Source organism: Burkholderia metallica (genome assembly GCF_902832845.1).
GTDB lineage: Bacteria > Pseudomonadota > Gammaproteobacteria > Burkholderiales > Burkholderiaceae > Burkholderia > Burkholderia metallica.
In genome coordinates, this window is the sequence record NZ_CADFDB010000010.1 from 193,717 (window position 1) to 212,574 (window position 18,858).

At 68.9% G+C, this 18,858-nt stretch carries 22 protein-coding genes and 1 pseudogene; 11 read left to right on the top strand and 12 right to left on the bottom strand.

Annotation, left to right across the window (positions count from 1 at the left end; all coding sequences use genetic code 11):
• Positions 1–59 precede the first annotated feature (59 nt).
• A complete protein-coding gene (locus tag HWX08_RS25845; RefSeq protein ID WP_174920950.1) occupies positions 60–1,208 on the bottom strand; it encodes a hypothetical protein in 1,149 nt (382 codons plus the stop codon).
• Positions 1,209–1,363: 155 nt separating this feature from the next.
• On the opposite strand from HWX08_RS25845, the gene HWX08_RS25850 reads away from it, so the two are divergent.
• Positions 1,364–1,558: a YqaE/Pmp3 family membrane protein gene (locus tag HWX08_RS25850; RefSeq protein ID WP_069260904.1), complete on the top strand. Its 195-nt coding sequence runs from the start codon at positions 1,364–1,366 to the stop codon at positions 1,556–1,558.
• Between the two features lie 87 nt (positions 1,559–1,645).
• On the opposite strand, the gene HWX08_RS25855 is transcribed toward HWX08_RS25850, so the two are convergent.
• Genes HWX08_RS25855 through HWX08_RS25865 form a run of 3 tightly spaced genes read right to left on the bottom strand, consistent with a single transcriptional unit; the run spans position 1,646 to position 4,256 of the window.
• Positions 1,646–1,825, bottom strand: a complete 180-nt coding sequence (locus tag HWX08_RS25855; protein ID WP_069260903.1) for a hypothetical protein — start codon at positions 1,823–1,825, stop codon at positions 1,646–1,648.
• Positions 1,797–2,804: a cytochrome d ubiquinol oxidase subunit II gene (gene cydB, locus HWX08_RS25860; protein ID WP_069260902.1), complete on the bottom strand. Its 1,008-nt coding sequence runs from the start codon at positions 2,802–2,804 to the stop codon at positions 1,797–1,799. The genes HWX08_RS25855 and cydB overlap by 29 nt, the downstream gene beginning before the upstream one ends.
• Positions 2,805–2,834: 30 nt before the next feature.
• Positions 2,835–4,256 (bottom strand): cytochrome ubiquinol oxidase subunit I, encoded by a 1,422-nt coding sequence (locus HWX08_RS25865; RefSeq protein WP_174920949.1) that lies wholly within the window; start codon positions 4,254–4,256, stop codon positions 2,835–2,837.
• Between the two features lie 499 nt (positions 4,257–4,755).
• On the opposite strand from HWX08_RS25865, the gene HWX08_RS25870 reads away from it, so the two are divergent.
• The 3 genes from HWX08_RS25870 to ltaE all read left to right on the top strand — a co-directional run bounded on the left by HWX08_RS25870 (position 4,756) and on the right by ltaE (position 6,861).
• Positions 4,756–5,082, top strand: a complete 327-nt coding sequence (locus HWX08_RS25870; RefSeq protein WP_107314283.1) for a hypothetical protein — start codon at positions 4,756–4,758, stop codon at positions 5,080–5,082.
• Positions 5,083–5,095: 13 nt separating this feature from the next.
• Positions 5,096–5,680, top strand: a complete 585-nt coding sequence (locus HWX08_RS25875; RefSeq protein ID WP_175807026.1) for a YMGG-like glycine zipper-containing protein — start codon at positions 5,096–5,098, stop codon at positions 5,678–5,680.
• Between the two features lie 167 nt (positions 5,681–5,847).
• The gene (ltaE, locus tag HWX08_RS25880) at positions 5,848–6,861 is read left to right on the top strand and encodes a low-specificity L-threonine aldolase (RefSeq protein WP_174922986.1); all 1,014 of its coding nucleotides are present in this window, start codon (positions 5,848–5,850) and stop codon (positions 6,859–6,861) included.
• 114 nt (positions 6,862–6,975) lie between these two features.
• Here ltaE and HWX08_RS25885 read toward each other — a convergent pair whose 3' ends face one another.
• Together HWX08_RS25885 and HWX08_RS25890 are read right to left on the bottom strand one after the other, a co-directional pair.
• Positions 6,976–7,188, bottom strand: a complete 213-nt coding sequence (locus tag HWX08_RS25885; RefSeq protein WP_174922987.1) for a DUF1059 domain-containing protein — start codon at positions 7,186–7,188, stop codon at positions 6,976–6,978.
• A gap of 180 nt (positions 7,189–7,368) precedes the next feature.
• Positions 7,369–8,274, bottom strand: coding sequence for an HTH-type transcriptional regulator ArgP (locus HWX08_RS25890; protein WP_174922988.1), 906 nt, complete (start codon positions 8,272–8,274; stop codon positions 7,369–7,371).
• Between the two features lie 279 nt (positions 8,275–8,553).
• Here HWX08_RS25890 and HWX08_RS25895 point away from each other — a divergent pair, with 279 nt between their 5' ends.
• The 3 genes from HWX08_RS25895 (at position 8,554) to HWX08_RS25905 (ending at position 11,227) form a co-directional block, all read left to right on the top strand.
• Positions 8,554–9,207, top strand: a complete 654-nt coding sequence (locus HWX08_RS25895; protein ID WP_069261251.1) for a peroxiredoxin — start codon at positions 8,554–8,556, stop codon at positions 9,205–9,207.
• 158 nt (positions 9,208–9,365) lie between these two features.
• A complete protein-coding gene (locus HWX08_RS25900; protein ID WP_174922989.1) occupies positions 9,366–10,436 on the top strand; it encodes a rhodanese-like domain-containing protein in 1,071 nt (356 codons plus the stop codon).
• A 131-nt stretch (positions 10,437–10,567) separates the two neighbouring features.
• Positions 10,568–11,227, top strand: coding sequence for a glutathione S-transferase family protein (locus HWX08_RS25905; protein WP_069260894.1), 660 nt, complete (start codon positions 10,568–10,570; stop codon positions 11,225–11,227).
• 99 nt (positions 11,228–11,326) lie between these two features.
• Here the strand turns inward: HWX08_RS25905 and HWX08_RS25910 are convergent, their stop codons facing one another.
• Together HWX08_RS25910 and HWX08_RS25915 are read right to left on the bottom strand one after the other, a co-directional pair.
• The gene (locus HWX08_RS25910; RefSeq protein ID WP_174922990.1) at positions 11,327–12,019 is read right to left on the bottom strand and encodes a phosphatase PAP2 family protein; all 693 of its coding nucleotides are present in this window, start codon (positions 12,017–12,019) and stop codon (positions 11,327–11,329) included.
• Between the two features lie 424 nt (positions 12,020–12,443).
• Complete coding sequence (locus HWX08_RS25915) at positions 12,444–13,676, bottom strand: MFS transporter (protein WP_174922991.1); 1,233 nt, start codon at positions 13,674–13,676, stop codon at positions 12,444–12,446.
• A gap of 101 nt (positions 13,677–13,777) precedes the next feature.
• Here HWX08_RS25915 and HWX08_RS25920 point away from each other — a divergent pair, with 101 nt between their 5' ends.
• Positions 13,778–14,761 (top strand): LysR family transcriptional regulator, encoded by a 984-nt coding sequence (locus tag HWX08_RS25920; protein ID WP_174922992.1) that lies wholly within the window; start codon positions 13,778–13,780, stop codon positions 14,759–14,761.
• A 63-nt stretch (positions 14,762–14,824) separates the two neighbouring features.
• Here the strand turns inward: HWX08_RS25920 and HWX08_RS25925 are convergent, their stop codons facing one another.
• Positions 14,825–15,463 carry a 2-hydroxychromene-2-carboxylate isomerase gene (locus HWX08_RS25925; protein WP_069260891.1) on the bottom strand — a complete coding sequence of 213 codons (639 nt, stop codon included), beginning with the start codon at positions 15,461–15,463 and terminating at the stop codon, positions 14,825–14,827.
• Between the two features lie 96 nt (positions 15,464–15,559).
• On the opposite strand from HWX08_RS25925, the pseudogene HWX08_RS25930 reads away from it, so the two are divergent.
• Positions 15,560–15,793 (top strand): annotated as a pseudogene (locus HWX08_RS25930) (amidohydrolase family protein); the annotation flags it as partial.
• A 15-nt stretch (positions 15,794–15,808) separates the two neighbouring features.
• Here the strand turns inward: HWX08_RS25930 and HWX08_RS25935 are convergent.
• The 3 genes from HWX08_RS25935 to HWX08_RS25945 all read right to left on the bottom strand — a co-directional run bounded on the left by HWX08_RS25935 (position 15,809) and on the right by HWX08_RS25945 (position 17,227).
• A complete protein-coding gene (locus HWX08_RS25935) occupies positions 15,809–16,285 on the bottom strand; it encodes an SRPBCC family protein (protein ID WP_174922993.1) in 477 nt (158 codons plus the stop codon).
• A 119-nt stretch (positions 16,286–16,404) separates the two neighbouring features.
• Positions 16,405–16,890, bottom strand: a complete 486-nt coding sequence (locus HWX08_RS25940; protein ID WP_069260889.1) for an SRPBCC family protein — start codon at positions 16,888–16,890, stop codon at positions 16,405–16,407.
• Positions 16,862–17,227, bottom strand: coding sequence for an ArsR/SmtB family transcription factor (locus HWX08_RS25945; RefSeq protein WP_174922994.1), 366 nt, complete (start codon positions 17,225–17,227; stop codon positions 16,862–16,864). The genes HWX08_RS25940 and HWX08_RS25945 overlap by 29 nt, the downstream gene beginning before the upstream one ends.
• Positions 17,228–17,437: 210 nt before the next feature.
• Here HWX08_RS25945 and HWX08_RS25950 point away from each other — a divergent pair, with 210 nt between their 5' ends.
• On the top strand, positions 17,438–17,968 hold the full coding sequence (locus tag HWX08_RS25950) for a GNAT family N-acetyltransferase (RefSeq protein WP_174922995.1): 531 nt from the start codon (positions 17,438–17,440) through the stop codon (positions 17,966–17,968).
• An 11-nt stretch (positions 17,969–17,979) separates the two neighbouring features.
• The gene (locus HWX08_RS25955; protein WP_174922996.1) at positions 17,980–18,765 is read left to right on the top strand and encodes a YhfC family intramembrane metalloprotease; all 786 of its coding nucleotides are present in this window, start codon (positions 17,980–17,982) and stop codon (positions 18,763–18,765) included.
• Positions 18,766–18,858 lie beyond the last annotated feature (93 nt).

Here is an 18,858-nt window from a genome sequence, read left to right on the forward strand (position 1 = left end):
CGGCCGCGCGGCGGGCCGCTCGTGCGCCGGGCGAGGGGGCTGTGAGGTGCTGTCCGCGCTTACTTCGCGAACAGCACCGGCATCATTTGCAACGCGCAGTCGTGCATGCGTTTGCCGATCGCCTGCGCGTCCGGCTCGTCCCGCGCCATGAGCGAATCGCCCGCGCGCTTCATCGCCGCGTAGCTGCCGCGCATCGCCGCATACAACGGAATCGGCGACGTGGCGCCGGGGCTCGGCCCGTCGAAATAGCCGGTTGCGGCGAGTTCGCCCAGGTAGTAGGTGTACAGCGCGCCGACGTGGTTCGCCTGCAGCCAGGCCATCAGCTGGATGCGCCGGTAGACCGACACGAGATCGTCTTTCGGGCGCGCGCCGAGCGCGACGAAGATCTGCAGTCGCGCGAGCCAGTTGCCTTTGCGCGCGGCCTCGACGAGCGCCGTCCACTGCGCGGGTGTCGTCGAGCCCGGCTCGCGCAGGCTGCGCATGTAGTCGATCACGGCCTGCTGGTCGGGTGCCGGGCCGATCTGGTCGGGCGACCTGCACACGAAGCGGGATACATCGATGTCGGCGTCACCGAGATGGTCGAGCTCGTGCTTGATCTTGCCGTACACGTCGTCGAGCTGCTTCTGGACGTCGTCCCTCGACCATTCGGCCGGCAGTGGGCCCAGCCACGCGAGTTCGTCATCATGGGCAGCCGCGGCCGCGCGGTAGCGGGCGAGCGCGGCATCGCGGCGCCGGGTGGCGGCGGCCTGCTCGTTGCGCGCGTCGTCGGCCATGCGCTGCGCGACCAGGTTGACGGCGTCGTTCAGCTTCGCGCAGCGGGCGAACGCGTCGTCGCGGTACGTCCAGCACGCGGTGTCGACCGTATAGATCCAGCGGGTGTTGACGGTCTCCAGCACATAGTGCGTCTCGCCTGCCTGCCGTGCGACGGCGGCGCGTCCCTTGTCATCGGTCACGCCCTCGGCCAGCGTCTTGCCGTTGCGCGTGGTCCAGCTGTAGGGCTCGTTACTCAGCGGTATTTCGCTGCCGCTGTCGCGGGTCAGGTCGATCGCGTAGCGCGTTGTCGGCTTCGTCTCCGCGTGCGCGACGCCGACGGCGGCGAAGGTGGCGCAGGCGGCGAGCGCGACCGCAGCGCAGCGATGCCAGGTTTTGTTCGGGTGCGTGATGACGGGCCGCCGGGTGCGGCCGCCGGGTGACGACGGGGTGTTCATTGCCCTCTTTCTCCGTTGTTGTTGTGGTCGGCTTCGTTTGACGACGCGCGAGTGTAGCAGGCACGCAGCGCGCGACGGACGGCTTGAATTCCGCCGCATGCGCCGGCATATTCGCCACGCATCACCCGTTCAACGACACACCGAGAGGTCGGTTCATGCGCCTTCTGCTTGCCCTGCTGCTGCCGTGGTTCCAGTTCTTCACGATCGGCCGGCCGATCGCCGGGATCATCTGCCTGATCCTGCAGATCACGATCATCGGCTGGCTGCCGGCCGCGATCTGGTCGGTGTATGCGCTGAGTCAGTACAAGACGGACCGGAAGATCGACGCCGCGCTGCGCGAGCGTCGCTAGACGGGAGGGGGCGGCGGATTCGGCGGAACCGGCCGACGATGTGAAAACGGCCGCCCGATCGTCGTTCGATCGAAGCGGCCGCTTTGCCTACTTCACCGCAAACAGCGTCAGGTTCATGAAGATCTTGAACGCATAGCCGAGCGTGACGGCGCCGATCACGCCGCCCGCCCACAGGACGACGAACCACATCCAGCCGCGCATCCGCGACCGTGGCGCGGCGGCGGGGCGCGCGGCGGAATCAGTGGTGGTAGTAATGCTGGTCTTCATGGCGCACCTTGCCTCGGAATACCCAGTAACCCATCGTCGTGTAGGCGATGATGATCGGGAGGATAACCGCTGCGCCGACCAGCGTGAAGGTCTGGCTGGAACGCGGTGCCGCGGCCTCCCAGATCGTCATCGTCTGAGGAATCGCATACGGGAACAGCGTGACGAGCAGGCCGACGTAGCCGAGCAGCACGAGCGCCAGCGCGAGCACGAACGGCGTCATGTCGTGGCGGGCGCGCACCGCGCGCCGCATCCATACCGCACATCCGGCGACCAGGAACGGCACCGGCAGCAGGCGCCAGAACAGCCCCGAATCGAACCAGCGCTGCGCGATGGCCGGGTCCTGCAGCGGCGTCCACAGGCTGACGACCGCGATGAAGCCGAGCAGCACGACGGTCAGCGGCCACACGACGCGATGCAGGCGTCGCTGCAGGTCGCCTTCGGTCTTCGCGACCAGCCAGCAGCAGCCGAGCAGCGCGTAGGTGACGATCAGGCCGAGGCCCGTCAGCAGGCTGAACGGCGTGAGCCAGTCGAACGCGTCGCCCGCGAACACGCCGTCCTTCACGTTGATGCCCTGCAGGAACGCGCCGAGCGCGATGCCCTGGAACAGCGTCGCGCCGGCCGAGCCGCCGATGAACGCGAGGTCCCACAGGTGCTTCGTGCGCCGCGCCTTCGCGCGGATCTCGAACGATACGCCGCGGAAGATCAGGCAGACCAGCATGAAGATCAGCGGCAGGTACAGCGCCGACAGCACGGTCGAATAGACGATCGGGAACACCGCGAACAGCCCGGCGCCGCCGAGCACGAGCCACGTCTCGTTGCCGTCCCACACGGGCGCGACGGTGTTCATCATCAGGTCGCGCTCCTTCTCGTCCGGGAAGAACGGGAAGACGATGCCGATGCCGAGGTCGAAGCCGTCGAGCACGACGTACATGAAGAGCCCCAATGCGATGATCGCGGCCCAGATTACGGTGACGTCCATAGGTTTTCTCGTGTGCGGAAAGGGTGGGGCTCAGACGGTCTCGAGCGGCTCGTCGACGGCCGACAGCGGGCGGCGCGCGGTGTGATCGGGGCGCGTGTCGGGCAGGTCGTGCGTCGCGTCGTGCTGCACGTCGGGCAGCGTGGGGCCGGCCTTCATCAGCTTCAGCATGTAGTACACGCCGGTGCCGAACACGAGGAAGTACACGATCACGAACGTCATCATCGACAGGCTGACCTGCTGCACCGACAGCGGCGACACGGCCTGCGCGGTGCGCATCACGCCATACACGACCCACGGCTGGCGGCCCGCTTCGGTCGTGACCCAGCCCGCGAGCAGCGACACGAAGCCGGTCGGGCCCATCACGAGCGCGAAGCGCTGGAACGCCTTCGATTCATACAGGCGCCCGCGGCGGCGCAGGAACCATGCGAGCGCGGCGAGGCCGATCATCGCGAAGCCGAGGCCGACCATGATCCGGAAGCTCCAGAACACGACCGTCGAGTTCGGGCGGTCTTCCGGCGGGAATTCCTTCAGCCCGCGGATCTCGCCGTCCCAGCTGTGCGTGAGGATCAGGCTGCCGAGATGCGGCACCTTCACCGCGTAGCGGGTGGTTTCGGCCTGCATGTCCGGAATGCCGAACAGGTTCAGCGGCGTGCCGCCCTTCTCGGTTTCCCACAGCCCTTCGATCGCGGCGATCTTCGCGGGCTGGTGCTTCAGCGTGTTGATCCCGTGCTGGTCGCCGATCACGGCCTGCAGCGGCGCGAGCACGAGCAGCAGCCACAGCGCCATCGAGAACATCTTCTTCACGCCCTTGTCGCGGCGGCCCTTCAGCAGATGCCATGCGCCGGTCGCGGCCACCACCAGCGCGGCGACGATGAACGCGGCGATCGCCATGTGGAACAGGCGGTACGGGAACGACGGGTTGAAGATGATCGCGAACCAGTCGGTCGGCACGACGCGGCCGTCGACGATCTCGAAGCCCTGCGGCGTCTGCATCCAGCTGTTCGACGCGAGAATCCAGAACGTCGAGATCAGCGTGCCGATCGCGACCATCAGCGTCGCGCCGAAGTGCGCGCGCGGGCTCACGCGGTTCCAGCCGAACAGCATGATGCCGAGGAAGCCGGCCTCGAGGAAGAACGCGGTCATGACCTCGTACATCAGCAGCGGCCCGGTGACGGCGCCGGCGAAGCTCGAGAAGCCCGACCAGTTCGTGCCGAACTGGTAGCTCATCACGACGCCGGAGACGACACCCATCCCGAACGCGACCGCGAAGATCTTCGACCAGAACAGGCAGAGGGTTTTGTAGTACTGCTTGCCGGTTTTCAGCCAGCGATATTCGAGCACGGCGATGAAGCTGGCGAGGCCGATGCTCAGCGCCGGAAAGACGATGTGAAAGGAGACGGTGAACGCGAATTGCAGGCGGGCCAGATCGAGGGCCGAAAGAGCGGTGTCCATACCAGTTGACCGAGGCTGACGATACCCGCCGACGGGTGCCGGCGGCCCCCGGCGGACGGGCGTCGGGGTTGGCTGGAGTATGTGCCGCGATGTTGCACCGCGAAATGCGCCAACTCGTCGCAGATGTCCAGCCCGCCGCGGCCGATCTCGGGATAAATCGTTGATTTGTATCAAGAAGGCGGCTTGCGGCGCGCGCGGCCGCGACGCGGCGGTCTGACGCACGTGCGTCAATATGGCGCGTCGCGTCATCGGAACGGTTCGGTGCGGCCGCGAACGTCGCGTGCTGCCGGGCGTCGCGGCGCGCGCGCGGTCGAACCGTTGCCGTGCGTTATCGCGTAACGCATGCGCTCGCGCCGACGGGGCCGGCAGATGGGGTCTGTCACAGAGGTAACGCCGCGCAACATTCGCCAACGCGCCCGTAATGGAAGCCGGATCGTGTGCGGCGTAGCGTTCCGTATGTCGGGTTCGCATCGACGAACCGCCAGCCGGAGAACGTGACGTGAATGGATTGAAGCTCGCACTGGGCGCGGTGGCCGCAGTGGCGATCGCGACGGGCGGCGTGGCGCATGCCGCCCGGGTCGGCGTCTATGTCGGCGCCGGCTACCCGTATTACTACCCCGTCGTCCCCGCGCCTTACTACTACCCGCCGCCCGTCGTCGCGGTGCCCGTCGATCCGGGGCCCGCGCCCGAGTACGTCGAGAAGGGACAGCCGCAGGACGAAGGCGACGCGAACCTCTGGTACTACTGCGACGCGTCGAAGCATTACTACCCGTATGTGAAGACCTGCAAGTCGGGCTGGCGATCGGTGCCGGCGCGGCCGCAGTGACGGAGGCGCGACGATGAAATCCGTATTTCGAACCCTGCGCGTGCCGGCCGCGCTGGCGCTGGCCGGCCTGCTCGGCGCGTGTGCATACATGCCGACGGGCCCGAGCGTGATGGCGCTGCCCGGCACCGGCAAGTCGTTCGACCAGTTTCGCGCCGACGATGCGAACTGCCGTCAATATGCGTTCGAGCAATCGGGCGGCGTGAGCGCGGGCCAGGCGTCGACCGCGAGCGCGGTCGGCAGCGCGGCGGTCGGCACCGCGCTCGGCGCGGCGGCCGGCGCGGCGTTCAACGGCGGTACGGGCGCGGCCGTCGGCGCGGGCGCCGGGCTGCTCGCGGGCAGCGTGGTAGGCGCCGGCGCGGCGCAAGGCTCGGCCTACGACATTCAGCGCCGCTACGACTACGGCTACCTGCAATGCATGTACGCGAGCGGCAACCGCGTGCCGGTGCCGGGCGGGATGAGCGGCGGCGGTGGCGGCGGGTACGGCGGGTACGGCGGGTACGGCGGGTACGGCGGAGGCGGAGGCGGATATGGCGGCGCACCGCGCGCGGCGCCGCCGATGCCGCCGGCGGGCGTTCAGCCGCCGCCGCCGCGCTACTGACGGCGGCCGGGGCGGCCCGGCCGGCGACCTGCCGCACGGCGTGCCGGTACGTGGTGCGCGTAGCGACCGGCGGTACACATGCGCCGCGTGAATTGCGTACACTCTGAGTCTCGTTTCGGCAGGGCCGGGCGCATCGGTTCCGGTCCGCGTTAACCCAGGACTCAGCGATGATCGATTTACGCAGCGATACCGTGACACGTCCGAGCCAGGCAATGCTGGCCGCGATGACTGCCGCCGAAGTCGGCGACGACGTATGGGGTGACGACCCGACCGTGCTGCGCCTGCAGGCGGTGATGGCCGAGCGGGCCGGCAAGGAAGCGGGCCTGTTCTTCCCGAGCGGCACGCAGAGTAACCTCTCCGCACTGATGGCCCATTGCGAACGCGGCGACGAGTACATCGTCGGCCAGCTCGCGCACACCTACAAGTACGAAGGCGGCGGCGCGGCCGTGCTGGGCAGCATCCAGCCGCAGCCGATCGAAAATGCGCCCGACGGCACGCTGCCGATCGCGAAGATCGCCGCGGCGATCAAGCCGATCGACAATCACTTTGCGCGCACGCGCCTGCTCGCGCTCGAAAACACGATCGGCGGCCAGGTTCTGCCGGAAAGCTACGTCCAGGAAGCCACCGCGTTCGCGCGCAGCCGCGGTTTGTCCCTGCATCTCGACGGCGCGCGCGTGTGCAACGCGGCCGTCGCGTCGGGCCGTCCGATCGCCGAGCTGTGCGCGCCGTTCGACACCGTATCGATCTGCTTCTCGAAAGGGCTCGGCGCGCCGGTCGGCTCGGTGCTGGTCGGCAGCCATGCGCTGATCGAGCGCGCGCAGCGCTGGCGCAAGGTGCTCGGCGGCGCGATGCGGCAGTCGGGCATTCTCGCCGCCGCGTGCCTGTATGCGCTCGACCACAACGTCGAGCGGCTCGCCGACGATCACGCGAATGCCGCGCATCTCGCCGAAGGTCTCGCGCGCATCGACGCGGTGAAGGTGCTGTCGCATGCGACGAACATGGTGTTCGCGCAATTCCCCGAAGCCGATTGCGCGCCGCTCGATGCGTGGCTCAAGGCGCGCGGAATCCTCACGCAGATGCTGTACGCATCGCGTTTCGTCACGCACTGCGACGTATCGCGCGCGGACATCGACACCTTTATCGACGCGGTCCGCGCGTATTTCGCGCAGCGCCGCGCGTAACGCGAATGCGCCGGCCGGCGGGGGACGCCGGCGCGATAGGGCGCGAAGCAGGATGCGCAGAGGCGACGGGAGCGACGTGGCAACCCGTCTGTCGGGTTCGGGCGAACCGGCGGATTACGCCTGGCCCGGTGCGTCGGCGGGCGGCGTGCCGTCGTGGAACAGCGTTTTCAGTTGCGTGCGCAGTTCGGTGCTGTCGGCGTGCTGGTGCACGAGCACCGCATGCTGCACGGCGGCCTCCAGCAGTTCGTCGTCGGAGTCGGCGGAAATCGCGACGGAGCAGTGCGTCGCGCTGGGAAACTCGCGGCAGTCGATATAGCGGCGAGACATGATGTTCTCCTGGCAGAAAAGGGAACGGCCGGATGGGCGTGATCGGCCACGCAGCGCGTTCGCGGGGCCGATGGAAAAAGTATAGGCCGCGCGGCGGGGAGGCTCGCCGCGATGTGGCCCGACGCGCGCAGCGCGTATCAGGGATTGCGCACCACGCCGGCGAAGTCGATCACACCTGCATCACGGCAGCGGCGCGAGCAGCCGGCGCGCCGCTTCGACGACCCGCTCGGACAAGGACGCCATCGTCGGCGTCTGCACGGTCCACGCGTGCCAGTACAGCGTGACGTCGGTCGGATGCGCGGGCGCGAGATCGACGAGCCCTTGCGTGTCGAGCGGCGCGGTGCCGATCAGCGGCTCCGGCACCATCGCATAGCCGAGCCCGTGCCGCACCGCCGCGAAATGCGAATGGGTGCCCGGTACGTAGTGGCACGGGTAGGCGCCGTCGGGCAACCCGAACTTTTCCTTCAGGAACGACGACTGCAGCGTATCGCGCCGCGAATACGCGACGACGGGGGCGTGGCGCGCGCTCGTGCGGTTCAGCCCGCGCGGGAACCAGCGCACCGCGAACGCGGCGGCCGCGAGCAGCCGGTAGCGCATCGTGCCGAGCGGTGTCGCGAGGCAGCCGCGCATCGGCTTCGGCTCGGTCGTCACGCAGCCGACCGCCATCCCGCTTTCGAGCAGCGCGAACGTATGGTCCTGATCCTCGACGATCAACTCGAACAGGATGCGCTCGCCCGCGAGCACCGATGTCAGCGCCGGCAGAAACCAGGTACCGAGGCTGTCGGAATTGAGCGCGATCGTGACCGAGATCGGCGATTCGCGTTCGGCCGCGAGCGTGCTTTGCAGGTCGGCCCGCAGCAGCGCGACGCGGCGCAGGTGCTGCAGCACGCGCTGCCCGGCCACCGTCGGGCGGCACGGCCGCGTGCGCAGCACGAGCGGCGTGCCGAGGCTCGCCTCCAGCGCGCGGACCCGCTGCGTGACGGCAGAGGCGGTCACGTGCAGGCGCACGGCCGCCTGCTCGAAGCTGCCCGTGTCGGCGACGGCCAGCAGCGCGGCGGCCTGCTTCGGATCGATCGTCATCGACATGCCGGTGCAATTCCTGTGAACGTAAGACGAGAACAGCCGGTAGTGTAAGGCAGTGCGTTCGGGCGGCCGGGTGCGGCGCATCGTCGTGCCGCCGCGCATGCGTCGCCGGAATCGGCCCGGGCCGTCCGCATGCCGGTGGCGCGCGCATTTTGAACTAGGCTATATGAACGCGCGGAACCCGGCATGCGCGATGCCGGCGCCTTCGCGCGCGGACGATTGCGCGTCACACGCAAGCCGCGGCGCGGGCGTCGTGACGATGTCCCTTTCAAGGAGACGAACATGACGATTCGACTGGGCGAGGACGCGCCCGATTTCACCGCGGAGACCACCGAGGGAACGATCCGCTTTCACGAATGGATCGGCGACCACTGGGCGATCCTGTTTTCCCATCCGAAGGATTTCACGCCGGTGTGCACGACCGAACTCGGCTACATGGCCGGACTCAAGCCGGAATTCGACAAACGCAACACGAAGATCATCGGGCTGTCGATCGATCCGGTCAGCGATCACCGCAAGTGGGTGGCGGATATCGCCGAAACGCAGGGGCACGCGGTCAACTATCCGCTGATCGGCGACGACGAACTGAAGGTCGCGAAGCTGTACGACATGATTCATCCGAATGCGAGCGGCGGCCCGCGCACGGCGGTCGACAACGCGACCGTGCGCTCGGTGTTCGTCATCGGGCCGGACAAGAAGGTCAAGGCGATGCTCGTCTATCCGATGAGTGCGGGACGCAATTTCGACGAGGTGCTGCGCCTGCTCGACGCGCTGCAGCTCAATGCGCGGCACACGGTGGCGACGCCGGTCAACTGGAAGCCCGGCGACGATGTCATCATTCCGACGTCGGTGTCGGACGATGCGGCGAAGCAGAAGTATCCGCAGGGCTTCCGGACGCTGAAGCCGTACCTGCGCTATGTGAAGCAGCCGGGCTGACGCGCCGCGTCGGCGCGATGCCGGCCATGCAGGACCAGGACGGGCGGCCCGCGCGCGACTGCAGCGGCGCGGGCCCGACAATCCGTACCCGACGCGCGCGACACGCGCGTCAGACACGCATCACCCAAGCATCACCCCGCCGACGGAGCGACCTCGCGATGATCTTCCGGCAACTCTTCGACCCGCAATCGTCGACGTACACGTACCTGCTTGCCGACCGTGCGTCGGGCGAAGCGCTGCTGATCGATCCCGTGTTCGAGCAGGTACGCCGCGACGCGGCGCTGCTCGACGAACTCGGGCTGCGGCTCGTCGCGACCGTCGACACGCACGTGCATGCCGATCACGTGACGGGCGCATGGCTGCTGAAACAGCGCACCGGCAGCACGATCGCGATCTCGGCCGCGAGCGGCGCGCAAGGCGCCGATCGCTACCTGAACGACGGCGACCGCTGCGCGTTCGGCACGCGCTACCTGAGCGTGCGCGCGACGCCCGGCCATACGGGCGGCTGCATCAGCCTCGTGCTCGACGACGAATCGATGGCGTTCACCGGCGATTGCCTGCTGATCCGCGGCACGGGCCGCACCGACTTCCAGCAGGGCGACCCGCGCGCGCTGTACCGCGCGGTGCACGGCCGGCTCTTCACGCTGCCGGCCGGGTGCCTGCTGTATCCGGCGCACGACTATCGCGGGCTCACGGTGACGAGCGTCGGCGAGGAGCGGCGCTTCAATCCGCGCTTGGGCGGCGATCTGAGCGAAGACGATTTCGCGGGCTACATGCGCAACCTCGGGCTCGCGCACCCGCGGCAGATCGACGTCGCGGTGCCGGCGAACCTGCAGTGCGGCGTCGCCGCGAACGCGCCCGACGCGCAGGCGGCACCCGACTGGGCGCCGCTCGTCTATACGTTCGCCGGATTCTGGGAAATCGATCCGCAGTGGCTTGAGGATCATCTGTCGGCGGTCCAGGTCGTCGACGTGCGCGAGCCCGACGAATTCACGGGCCCGCTCGGGCATCTGCCCGGCGCGACGCCGATTCCGCTCGGCGAACTGGCCGCGCGTGCCGGCGAGATCGCGCGCGACCGGCCGGTCGTGACCGTGTGCCGCGCCGGCGGCCGATCCGCACAGGCGACCGTGATTCTGCTGAAGGCCGGCTTCGACACGGTCGCGAATCTCGGCGGCGGGATGCTGCGCTGGCGCGCCGAAGGGCGCGTCGTGCAGGACGGCCGGTCGTAACGCGCCGGGCCGGCCCGAGCGCACAAAAAAATTCCGGATCGCTGTCGAAACGGCCGCGCGCCGTTCGTCGTACTGGTATCCGATCACGTGGCGCCGCATCATGCGGTGCCGAAACCCCGGGAGACCGCACGATGCTGCCGATGTTATACGCCCATCCCTTTTCGTCTTACTGCCAGAAGGTGCTGACCGCGCTGTACGAGAACGGCACGCCGTTCGAGTATCGCGTGCTCGCGCACGACGATCCGAAGCCGATGCAGGAACTGACCGCGCTGTGGCCGCTGAAGCGCTTTCCGGTGCTCGTCGACCGCGGCCGCACGGTGGTCGAGGCGTCGATCATCATCGAGTATCTCGGCCTGCATCATCCGGGCCCCGTGCGCCTGCTGCCCGACGATCCGCGCGCGGCGCTCGAGGTGCGGTTGATGGATCGCTTCTTCGACAACTACGTGTCGACGCCACAGCAGAAGGTCGTGCACGACGCGCTGCGGCCGGCTGCCGAGCGCGATGCGCGCGGTGTCGCCGATGCGCGCGCGATGCTGGAGACGTCGTATGCGTGGCTGGACAAGACGATGGCCGATCGCGAATGGGCGGCCGGCGACCACTTCAGCCTCGCCGACTGCGGCGCGGCGCCGTTCCTGTTCTACGCGGACTGGACGCACCGGATCGATCCGAAGTTCGGGAACGTGTTGGCGTACCGCAAGCGTCTGCTGGCGCGGCCGTCGTTCGCGCGCGCGGTCGACGAGGCACGGCCGTATCGTTCGTTCTTTCCGCTGGGTGCGCCCGATCGCGACTGACGGGCGCGGCCGTCGCACGGCGTGCCGCTGCCGCGCATGGCCGGCAGCGCGCGCCGGGGCGACGGAACGATAGCAGCGGCAGCATCGCGCGGGCGTCCGTCACATCGTGTGCGTGGCCGACTGCGCGAGCGTCAGCAGTTCGTCGAACTGCGTGATCAACTCGAAACACAGCAGGAACGCGAGCGTATAGGCGGGCGCGGGGAAGCGCCGGATCATCTCCAGCACCTGAGGCGCAAAGCGCGACCGGATCGCGTCGCGCGTCATCAGCCATGCGATCGCGATGCCGATCGCGGCGCCGGCGATCAGGTCGGTCGGGTAGTGAAAGCCGAGATACGCGCGCGGCAGGCAGATGAACACGACCGAATACAGCAGCGCGACGATGCCGACGCGGCGCGCGATGATGAAGATGCCGGTGGCGATCGCCATCCACAGCATCGCGTGATCGCTCGGAAACGAACTCCATGCCTGCAGGGTCGCCGCGCGCAATCCGGCCGACGGGAAGTGCAGGTGCAGGTCGGGGTTGTAGATCGGCCGCACGCGGAACGGCAGCACCTGCGCCAGCACGCGGCCGACAGCGAGCGCGACGAGCCCGCTCGCGACGGTGGCGACCACCAGCTCGCGTTGCCGCTCGCGATTCGGGCCTGGCTGGAACCACAGCCAGCACAGCACCGGAACGAGCACGAAGCCCTTGAACGTGTAGAGGCCCGCGATCACGCGGATCGCATGATTCATCAACGGGCCGAACGTCATGTGAGTGAGAAAGATCTGGATCGTGGTGTCGAAATCGTTCATGTCCTGTGCGACCCGTGCGGACGCGCAGCGCATGACATGCGGTCGGCTGGATCGGAAAGCGCGCTCGCACGGAGCGCAACGGGGGGCAAGTATGTCACCCGTTATTTCGAAGAAAATGCGAAAAAATACCGGGATTCCCCTGATGAAGCGGGCCAGCATCGCGGGGCCGGATGGGAGCGCGCCGTGCGGTGCACCACGGTCGAATCGTCCGACGTTTGTGTGCGGGCTGGTCCGGCCGTCAGAAAAATATTTGGGTGAACTGGACGATTCGGCAGGCTGCAACGGAACTTGCGCCGCATGAATGATTGCCGTGCCGACGCGGCGTGAATCTGCCGCGCGGCGCAGCACCGTGCGCACCGATCAAAAATAAAAAAAGCGGGCAAGCCTCGTGGGCTTGCCCGCCAGCGTCACGCGATGCCCGATTTCAGTTGCGCCACATCCGCACGGCGAGCGCGCCCAGCGACGTCGCGACGGCCAGCGCGGTCACCGCATTCCAGCCCAGTTGCGCGAGCAACGCACTGCCGATCGCGGCGCCGGCTGCCATCCCGATGAACATGCCGACGAACAGCACCGCGTTGAGGCGGCTGCGCGACGCGGGATCGATCCGGTAGACGATCGATTGGTGCGCGATCAGCGTGGCCTGTACACCGAGATCGAAGCCGATCGTCGCGAGTGCGAGCAGGACGAGCTGCGCATGCGGCGACATCAGCGGCGCGGCGGCCATCGACGCGAACGACACCGTCGCGATGCCGATACCGATGCGCGTGACGCGCTCGGGGCCGTGATGGTCGGCCAGGCGCCCGGCGATCGGCGCGGCCAGCGCGCCGGCTGCGCCTGCGAGGCCGAACGCGCCGGCGGCTGCGCTGCCGAGATGGAACGGCGCGCCGTGCAGCATCACCGCGAGCGTCGACCAGAACGCACTGAATCCGATGGCCAGCAGCCCCTGTGCGAGCGCGGCGCGGCGCAGCGCGGGATGGCGGCGCCACAGTTCGCCGAGCGACCCGATCAGCGCGCGGTACGACAGCTGCGTGGTGGGCTCGAAGCGCGGCAGCCCGCGTGCGGCCACGACGCCGATGGCGGCGACGCTGACGGCCGCGAGCGCGAACATCGCGCGCCAGCCGGCCGTTTCGGCGACGAACCCGGCCACGACCCGCGACAGCAGGATGCCGAGCAGCAGCCCCGTCATCACAGTGCCGACGATGCGGCCGCGATGCGCATCGTGCGCGAGCGTCGCGGCGGCCGGCACGACGTCCTGCGCCATCGTCGCGGCGAGGCCGATCGCGAAGCTCGCCGCGAGCAGCAGCCCGAGCGACGGCGCGATCGCAGCGAGCAGCAGCGCGACGACCAGCATCGCGGCCTTGGTCACGATCACGCGGCGGCGATCGAAGCGGTCGCCGAGCGGCGCGAGCAGCAGGATGCCGAGCGCATAGCCGAGCTGCGTGAGCGTCGGCACGAAGCCGATCGCGCGCGCCGATGCGCCGAGATCGGGCCCGAGCGCGCCGAGCATCGGCTGCGAGTAGTAGAGCGGCGCGACGCCGAGGCCGGCGGCGGCCGCGAGCAGCAGCACGAGCCGGCGATCGGGCATCGAATGGGCGGCCGGGTGAGCCGGGGCGTGAGCGGCGCGAGGCGCGGCGTCGAGTCGAGACGGAGTGGACATGGCGTGCATCCTGGGTTGGATCGAGGAATGGACGCGAGTGTGGCGGCTGGCGGCCGGCGACGGTAGTGCCGCCTTGCGCAGATTTGTTATACGCTTGGCGAATGACCGAAAAATTGCCTGTCTCTCCCGCTGTTGGCGGATCTGCGCGCGTTCAGGCGGTGCCGGTGGACGGCGCCGGCTATCGTTTCGAGCTGATGGAAACCTTCGTACGCATAGTCGAGGCCGGCAGCCTGTCGGCCGCGGCCGCGCAACTGAACACCACGCAGCCGACGATCAGCCGGCGGCTGCAGGCGCTCGAACGCTCGCTCGGCATGCGGCTGCTGCAGCGGACCACGCACACGATGCGGCTGACCGTCGACGGCGAGCGCTGCTTCAAGCGCGCGAAGGAGCTGCTGGCGAGCTGGGCGGCGTTCGAGGCCGATCTGCGCGGCGCGCAGGAGGAGCCCGACGGGCTGCTGCGCGTCGCGGTGCCGCACGCGTTCGGCCAGGAGCGCTTCGTCGAGCCGCTCGCGCGGTTCCTGCGCGACTATCCGCGCGTGTCGGTCGAATGGCTGCTGCAGGACGAGGTGCGGGATTTCGTCGGCAGCGGCATCGATTGCGCGATCCAGGTGGGCGAGCCGACCGATCCGGCCGTCGTCGCGATCCGGCTGTCGAAGGTGCCGCGTTTCGTGGTCGCGGCGCCGTCCGTGCTGAACGGCGCCGACGCGCCGGCCGACCCCGACGCGCTGGCCGCGTTGCCGTGGCTCGCGCTGCGCACGTACTACCGCACCGAGCTGGCGCTCACGCATTCGGTCACCGGCGAGACGCGGCGCATTGCGATCCGCCCGCGCATCACGACCGCGAACCTGTATGCGCTGCGCAGTGCGGCGCTGCTGGGCGTGGGCGCGTGCGTCGGGTCGTCATGGATGCTGGCCGATCACCTCGCGCGCGGCGAGCTGGTCCACCTCGCGCCCGAGTGGCAGGCCGCGCCGCTGCCCGTCTACCTGACCTATCCGCACGCGCAGTTCTATCCGTCGCGGCTCGTGCGGTTCGCCGCGATGATGCGCGAGGCCGTGCCGCGGCTCGTCGAAGGGCGCGACGTCTGACACGGGATGCGCGATGCGCCGCGCGCCGCGCCGCGCGCCGCGCGGCTGCGGCGCCCTCTGCCGTCAACCGCGCCGGATCCCTTCGGGCAGTGTGCTGATGCGGCGCACCTCGGGCGACTCGAGCCACGCGCGCGATGTCGCGCAGTCGGCGAACATGTCGGTCGCATCCTCGCCCCAGAACAGGTCGCCGTCGAGTTCGAAGGTCGGCACGCCGAATACGCCGTGTGCGATCGCGTCGTCGGTGTTCGCGCGCAGCGCGTCCTTCACCGGCTGGGCTTCGACGGCCGTCACGCCTTCCGCAAAGCCGACGGCTTCGCACAGCGCGGCGAAGCCTTCCGGCGTCGACACGTCGTGGCCGTCGCGCCAGATATGCCGGAAGATCCGCCGAATCGCGTCGGGCGAATTGCCCATCGCGATCGCGAGGCGCAGCGGCCTGATCGGATTGAACGGGTGCGCGGGCGGCATCCGGAACGGAATGCCGAGCTTGTCCGCGCGATATTGCGCGTGGCGATAGGTGAACACGCGTTTCGCGGCGATCTCGGCCGGCGCTTTCTGGCCCCAGTGCGCGAGCAGCGCGCCGAGCACGATGGGCTTCGGCTCGAACGCGGCGGCGGCCGGCAACCGGTCGAATTGTTCCTGCTGCAAATAGGCGAACGGCGAAACGAAATCGAAATACCAGGTGGCGGTGCGCGCGGCGTTCATGGTGGTTGCCCTCAAGCGTGTCCGGTTGGCGGTTGCATGCGCGCGGCATGCCGGCAGGCGGCGCGCGATGCATGCATCGGCGGCTAGTGTCGCACGCGACCGTCGTTTTCCATGCAGTTCGCCAGCGCGGGGAAACCGTGGATGACGACCTGCATCGACGCGTTCGGCCCCGGACGCCGCATGTTCGAGAGCAATTTCCCGGTCGACAAGGGCTCGTATTCGTTCGTGAACGGCTGGAACGCGTTCAAGCGGCTGACCGCGCAGGCGAGCGCGGACGAGCGCGACGCGCTGTTCCGCGGCACGGTCACGCGCGCGTACCGGCTCGGCTGACGCGCGTGCGCGGCGTCACCCGGCCTCCACCAGCGCCGCGAGCCGCGCCAGCGCCATCTGCCAGCCGGTCTCGTTGTCGGTGGCCGGCACACCCGGCGGCACTCCGTCGTGCACCGCCTCGACGCGCGTGCCGCCTGCCTCGTCGGACAGCGTGATCGTGATCGTCATTGCGCCGCGCAGCATCGGATCGTCGGTTTCGAACACGTCGATTTCGACGATCCGCTCGTCGGGCACGAGCGTCACGAAGCGGCCGTGATAGGTGTCGGTGTGCGCGGTGGTCTTGCCGGCGCCGTCCGACGGTTCGTCGTAGCTCAGCGACACGCGCAGCGCGCCGCCTTCGCGTGCGTCGTAGGCGTGGACGCGGCACGTCATGCCGTCGGGCACCTTCCATTGTTCGACCGCGTGCGGGTCGAGCAGCGCACGGTAGACGCGCCCGCGCGGGGCGTTCAGGTGCCGGCTGACCCGGGTCGAATGTGTGTGCGTGTGCAACATGTTGCCTCCCGCGGTGCGCGCACGACGGTGCACGCCGGCGGCCGGCATGTCGTCATGCTTCCTTCAGGAATCCTAGGCGCGCACGACGCGGCATGCAATGACCGCGCACCCGGCCGCGCTCAGCGCAGCGTGGCCGCGAAGGCGTCGAGCTGCGTGATGCAGGTGTTCCAGCCCTCGAAAAAACCGAGTGCTTCGTGACGTTCGCGGGTGGCGGCGTCCGGATGCATCACGCGCGCTTCGTAGCGGCTGCCGGCATCGTCGTCGGCCATCGTGATGATCGCCGTGAAACCCATCCACGGCGCCTGCGGCCGCCAGCCGCCCGCGAGCATCGACGTGAACACGATGCGCGATTCCGGCACGATTTCGAGGAAGCAGCCGGGATTGTCGCTGGTACCGCCATCGGGGCCGCGCATGAACGTGTGGAAGGCGCCGCCCGGGCGCAGGTCGAACGCGCGTACTTCGGTGGTCCACGGTTTCGGGCACCACCATTCCTTCAGCAGTTCGGGGTCGGTCCACGCACGCCACAGCGCGTGGCGCGGCGCGTGCAGCGTGCGCGTGATGACGAGATCGCGGGCTTCAGCGGGTTCGACGGGGTTGGCTGACATCTTGCTCCTCCTGGTGACGGCGTTCGACGAATTCGACCAGACGGTCGGATCGCGCTTCCCACAGCGCGCGCTGCGCGGCGAGCCATGCTTCGGCTTCGGTCAGCCGGCTGCCGACCAGCGTGCAGGTGCGCGAGCGGCCGGTTTTGCGGGTCTGCACGAGGCCGCTGCGTTCGAGCACCGCGACGTGCTTCATGAACGACGGCAGCGCCATGTCGAACGGCGCGGCCAGCGCGGAGACGGTCTGCTCGCCTTGGCCGAGCGCGCTGACGATCGCGCAGCGCGTCGGATCGGCGAGTGCGTGGAAGACGTCGCTGATGCCGGGTTGAAAGTTAGCCATGCGGCTAAGTATAGGGAAAGCGAACGGCGATGCAACGGAAATTTTCGTCGCGTAGGATGATGGGGCGGTAACACGCGCCGACCGGGTGCGGCGTTGCCGCGCGCCTGCCGCCGTTGCGCGAGCCGCGGTGGCGTCCGGTGTTCCTTCCGATCCGGACGCATGCCGAATTCGCGCGGGCGGCCTACCTGACTACTGGATACCGGAGATGGCATGACCGAACCCGTTACCGTGCGTCGCGTCGACGCCGGGGAAGCGGCGACCTGCATCGATGCGCTGGCCGACGTGCTGATCGATTGCGTCGAGGGCGGTGCGTCCGTCAGCTTCATGTTGCCGATCGAGCGGGCGACCGCCGTCGCGTTCTGGACGAAGGTCGCCGACGGCATCGCAAGCGGCGAGCGCATTTTGCTCGTTGCCGAGGACGCGGCCGGCCGGATCGTCGGCACCGTGCAGGTCGTCACCGCGCAGCCCGAGAACCAGCCGCATCGCGCGGACATCTCGAAGATGCTCGTGTCGCGCCACGCGCGCCGGCAGGGCATTGCCGCGCGGCTGATGGCGGCCGCCGACGCGGCCGCGCGCGAGGCCGGCAAGACCGTGCTGGTGCTCGACACCGTGACGGGCGGCGACGCCGAGCGGCTGTACGAGCGGGCCGGCTGGCAGCGCGTGGGTGTCGTGCCGAACTATGCGCTGATGCCCGACGGCACGCCCTGCGCGACGACGTATTTCCACAAGCAACTCGCGTAGCCGGGCGCGTCATGCATCGCGTTGCGCCGGTGCTCGTGTGGGTCACGCTCGCGACCGGCCTCGTCGCGCTGCTCGCGCCTGCGTGGCTCGCGACCGCGTGGCGGCGCCGCACGCAGGTGCCGTGGCGCGTGTTCTTCTACGGAATGCTGACCTTCTTCGTGTTCCAGCCGGTATTGCGCATGTCCTGGCAGATTCCGCTGTACCGCTGGCTCGCGCACGACCCACGCTGGCACTTGCCGATGCTCGTGTTCGCGGCGTTGACGGCCGGGCTCTTCGAGGAATGCGGACGCTGGGTTGCCTTCCGCTATCTGCTGCCGAAGCGGCATGACGCGCCGACGGCCGTGATGCTCGGGCTCGGGCACGGCGGGCTGGAGGCGATGCTGCTGGTCGGCGTCGGGTTTCTCGCGCTCGGTACGGGCTATCTGCTCGCCCACGCGGGCGTCGTGATACCCGAGGGCGCGCAGTCGCTGATCGGCGCGCAGTTCGCGGGCATGACGCTCGCGTCACCGTTTCTCGCGCTGTGCGAGCGCGCGAGCGCGATGGCCGTGCACGTCGCGCTGTCGCTGATCGTGCTGCAGGCGTTCGTCCGAGGCACGAAGCGGTGGCTCGCGTATGCGATCGCATTCCACTTCCTGTTCGACCTTGCTGCCGTGCTGCTGACGCGGTATTGGCACGTCAATACCGTGCTGGTCGAGGTGCTCCTGTTCGTGTGCGGTGTCGCGCTTCTGTGGCTGGGCCTGCGCTGGAGCCGCCGCGAAGCGGGTGCCGGCGGTGCGCGCAATGAGCGCGCCACGTGAACGGGACGGCCGGCGTCAGCGTCGCGGGGCCGGGTTCGGCACGCGGAGGGGCGAACGGCCGTGGCGGGCGGGTAGAGGGCAAGATTGCGGTGC

Coding starts and splice junctions, on each gene's coding strand:
- HWX08_RS25915 (WP_174922991.1), bottom strand. CDS start 13,676: ATGTCCACTCCGTCTCGACTCGACGCCGCGCCTCGCGCCGCTCACGCC.
- HWX08_RS25920 (WP_174922992.1), top strand. CDS start 13,778: ATGACCGAAAAATTGCCTGTCTCTCCCGCTGTTGGCGGATCTGCGCGC.
- HWX08_RS25845 (WP_174920950.1), bottom strand. CDS start 1,208: ATGAACACCCCGTCGTCACCCGGCGGCCGCACCCGGCGGCCCGTCATC.
- HWX08_RS25875 (WP_175807026.1), top strand. CDS start 5,096: ATGAAATCCGTATTTCGAACCCTGCGCGTGCCGGCCGCGCTGGCGCTG.
- HWX08_RS25910 (WP_174922990.1), bottom strand. CDS start 12,019: ATGAACGATTTCGACACCACGATCCAGATCTTTCTCACTCACATGACG.
- HWX08_RS25955 (WP_174922996.1), top strand. CDS start 17,980: ATGCATCGCGTTGCGCCGGTGCTCGTGTGGGTCACGCTCGCGACCGGC.
- HWX08_RS25900 (WP_174922989.1), top strand. CDS start 9,366: ATGATCTTCCGGCAACTCTTCGACCCGCAATCGTCGACGTACACGTAC.
- HWX08_RS25895 (WP_069261251.1), top strand. CDS start 8,554: ATGACGATTCGACTGGGCGAGGACGCGCCCGATTTCACCGCGGAGACC.
- HWX08_RS25850 (WP_069260904.1), top strand. CDS start 1,364: ATGCGCCTTCTGCTTGCCCTGCTGCTGCCGTGGTTCCAGTTCTTCACG.
- HWX08_RS25935 (WP_174922993.1), bottom strand. CDS start 16,285: ATGTTGCACACGCACACACATTCGACCCGGGTCAGCCGGCACCTGAAC.
- HWX08_RS25855 (WP_069260903.1), bottom strand. CDS start 1,825: ATGAAGACCAGCATTACTACCACCACTGATTCCGCCGCGCGCCCCGCC.
- HWX08_RS25905 (WP_069260894.1), top strand. CDS start 10,568: ATGCTGCCGATGTTATACGCCCATCCCTTTTCGTCTTACTGCCAGAAG.
- HWX08_RS25885 (WP_174922987.1), bottom strand. CDS start 7,188: ATGTCTCGCCGCTATATCGACTGCCGCGAGTTTCCCAGCGCGACGCAC.
- HWX08_RS25865 (WP_174920949.1), bottom strand. CDS start 4,256: ATGGACACCGCTCTTTCGGCCCTCGATCTGGCCCGCCTGCAATTCGCG.
- ltaE (WP_174922986.1), top strand. CDS start 5,848: ATGATCGATTTACGCAGCGATACCGTGACACGTCCGAGCCAGGCAATG.
- cydB (WP_069260902.1), bottom strand. CDS start 2,804: ATGGACGTCACCGTAATCTGGGCCGCGATCATCGCATTGGGGCTCTTC.
- HWX08_RS25890 (WP_174922988.1), bottom strand. CDS start 8,274: ATGTCGATGACGATCGATCCGAAGCAGGCCGCCGCGCTGCTGGCCGTC.
- HWX08_RS25925 (WP_069260891.1), bottom strand. CDS start 15,463: ATGAACGCCGCGCGCACCGCCACCTGGTATTTCGATTTCGTTTCGCCG.
- HWX08_RS25945 (WP_174922994.1), bottom strand. CDS start 17,227: ATGGCTAACTTTCAACCCGGCATCAGCGACGTCTTCCACGCACTCGCC.
- HWX08_RS25950 (WP_174922995.1), top strand. CDS start 17,438: ATGACCGAACCCGTTACCGTGCGTCGCGTCGACGCCGGGGAAGCGGCG.
- HWX08_RS25940 (WP_069260889.1), bottom strand. CDS start 16,890: ATGTCAGCCAACCCCGTCGAACCCGCTGAAGCCCGCGATCTCGTCATC.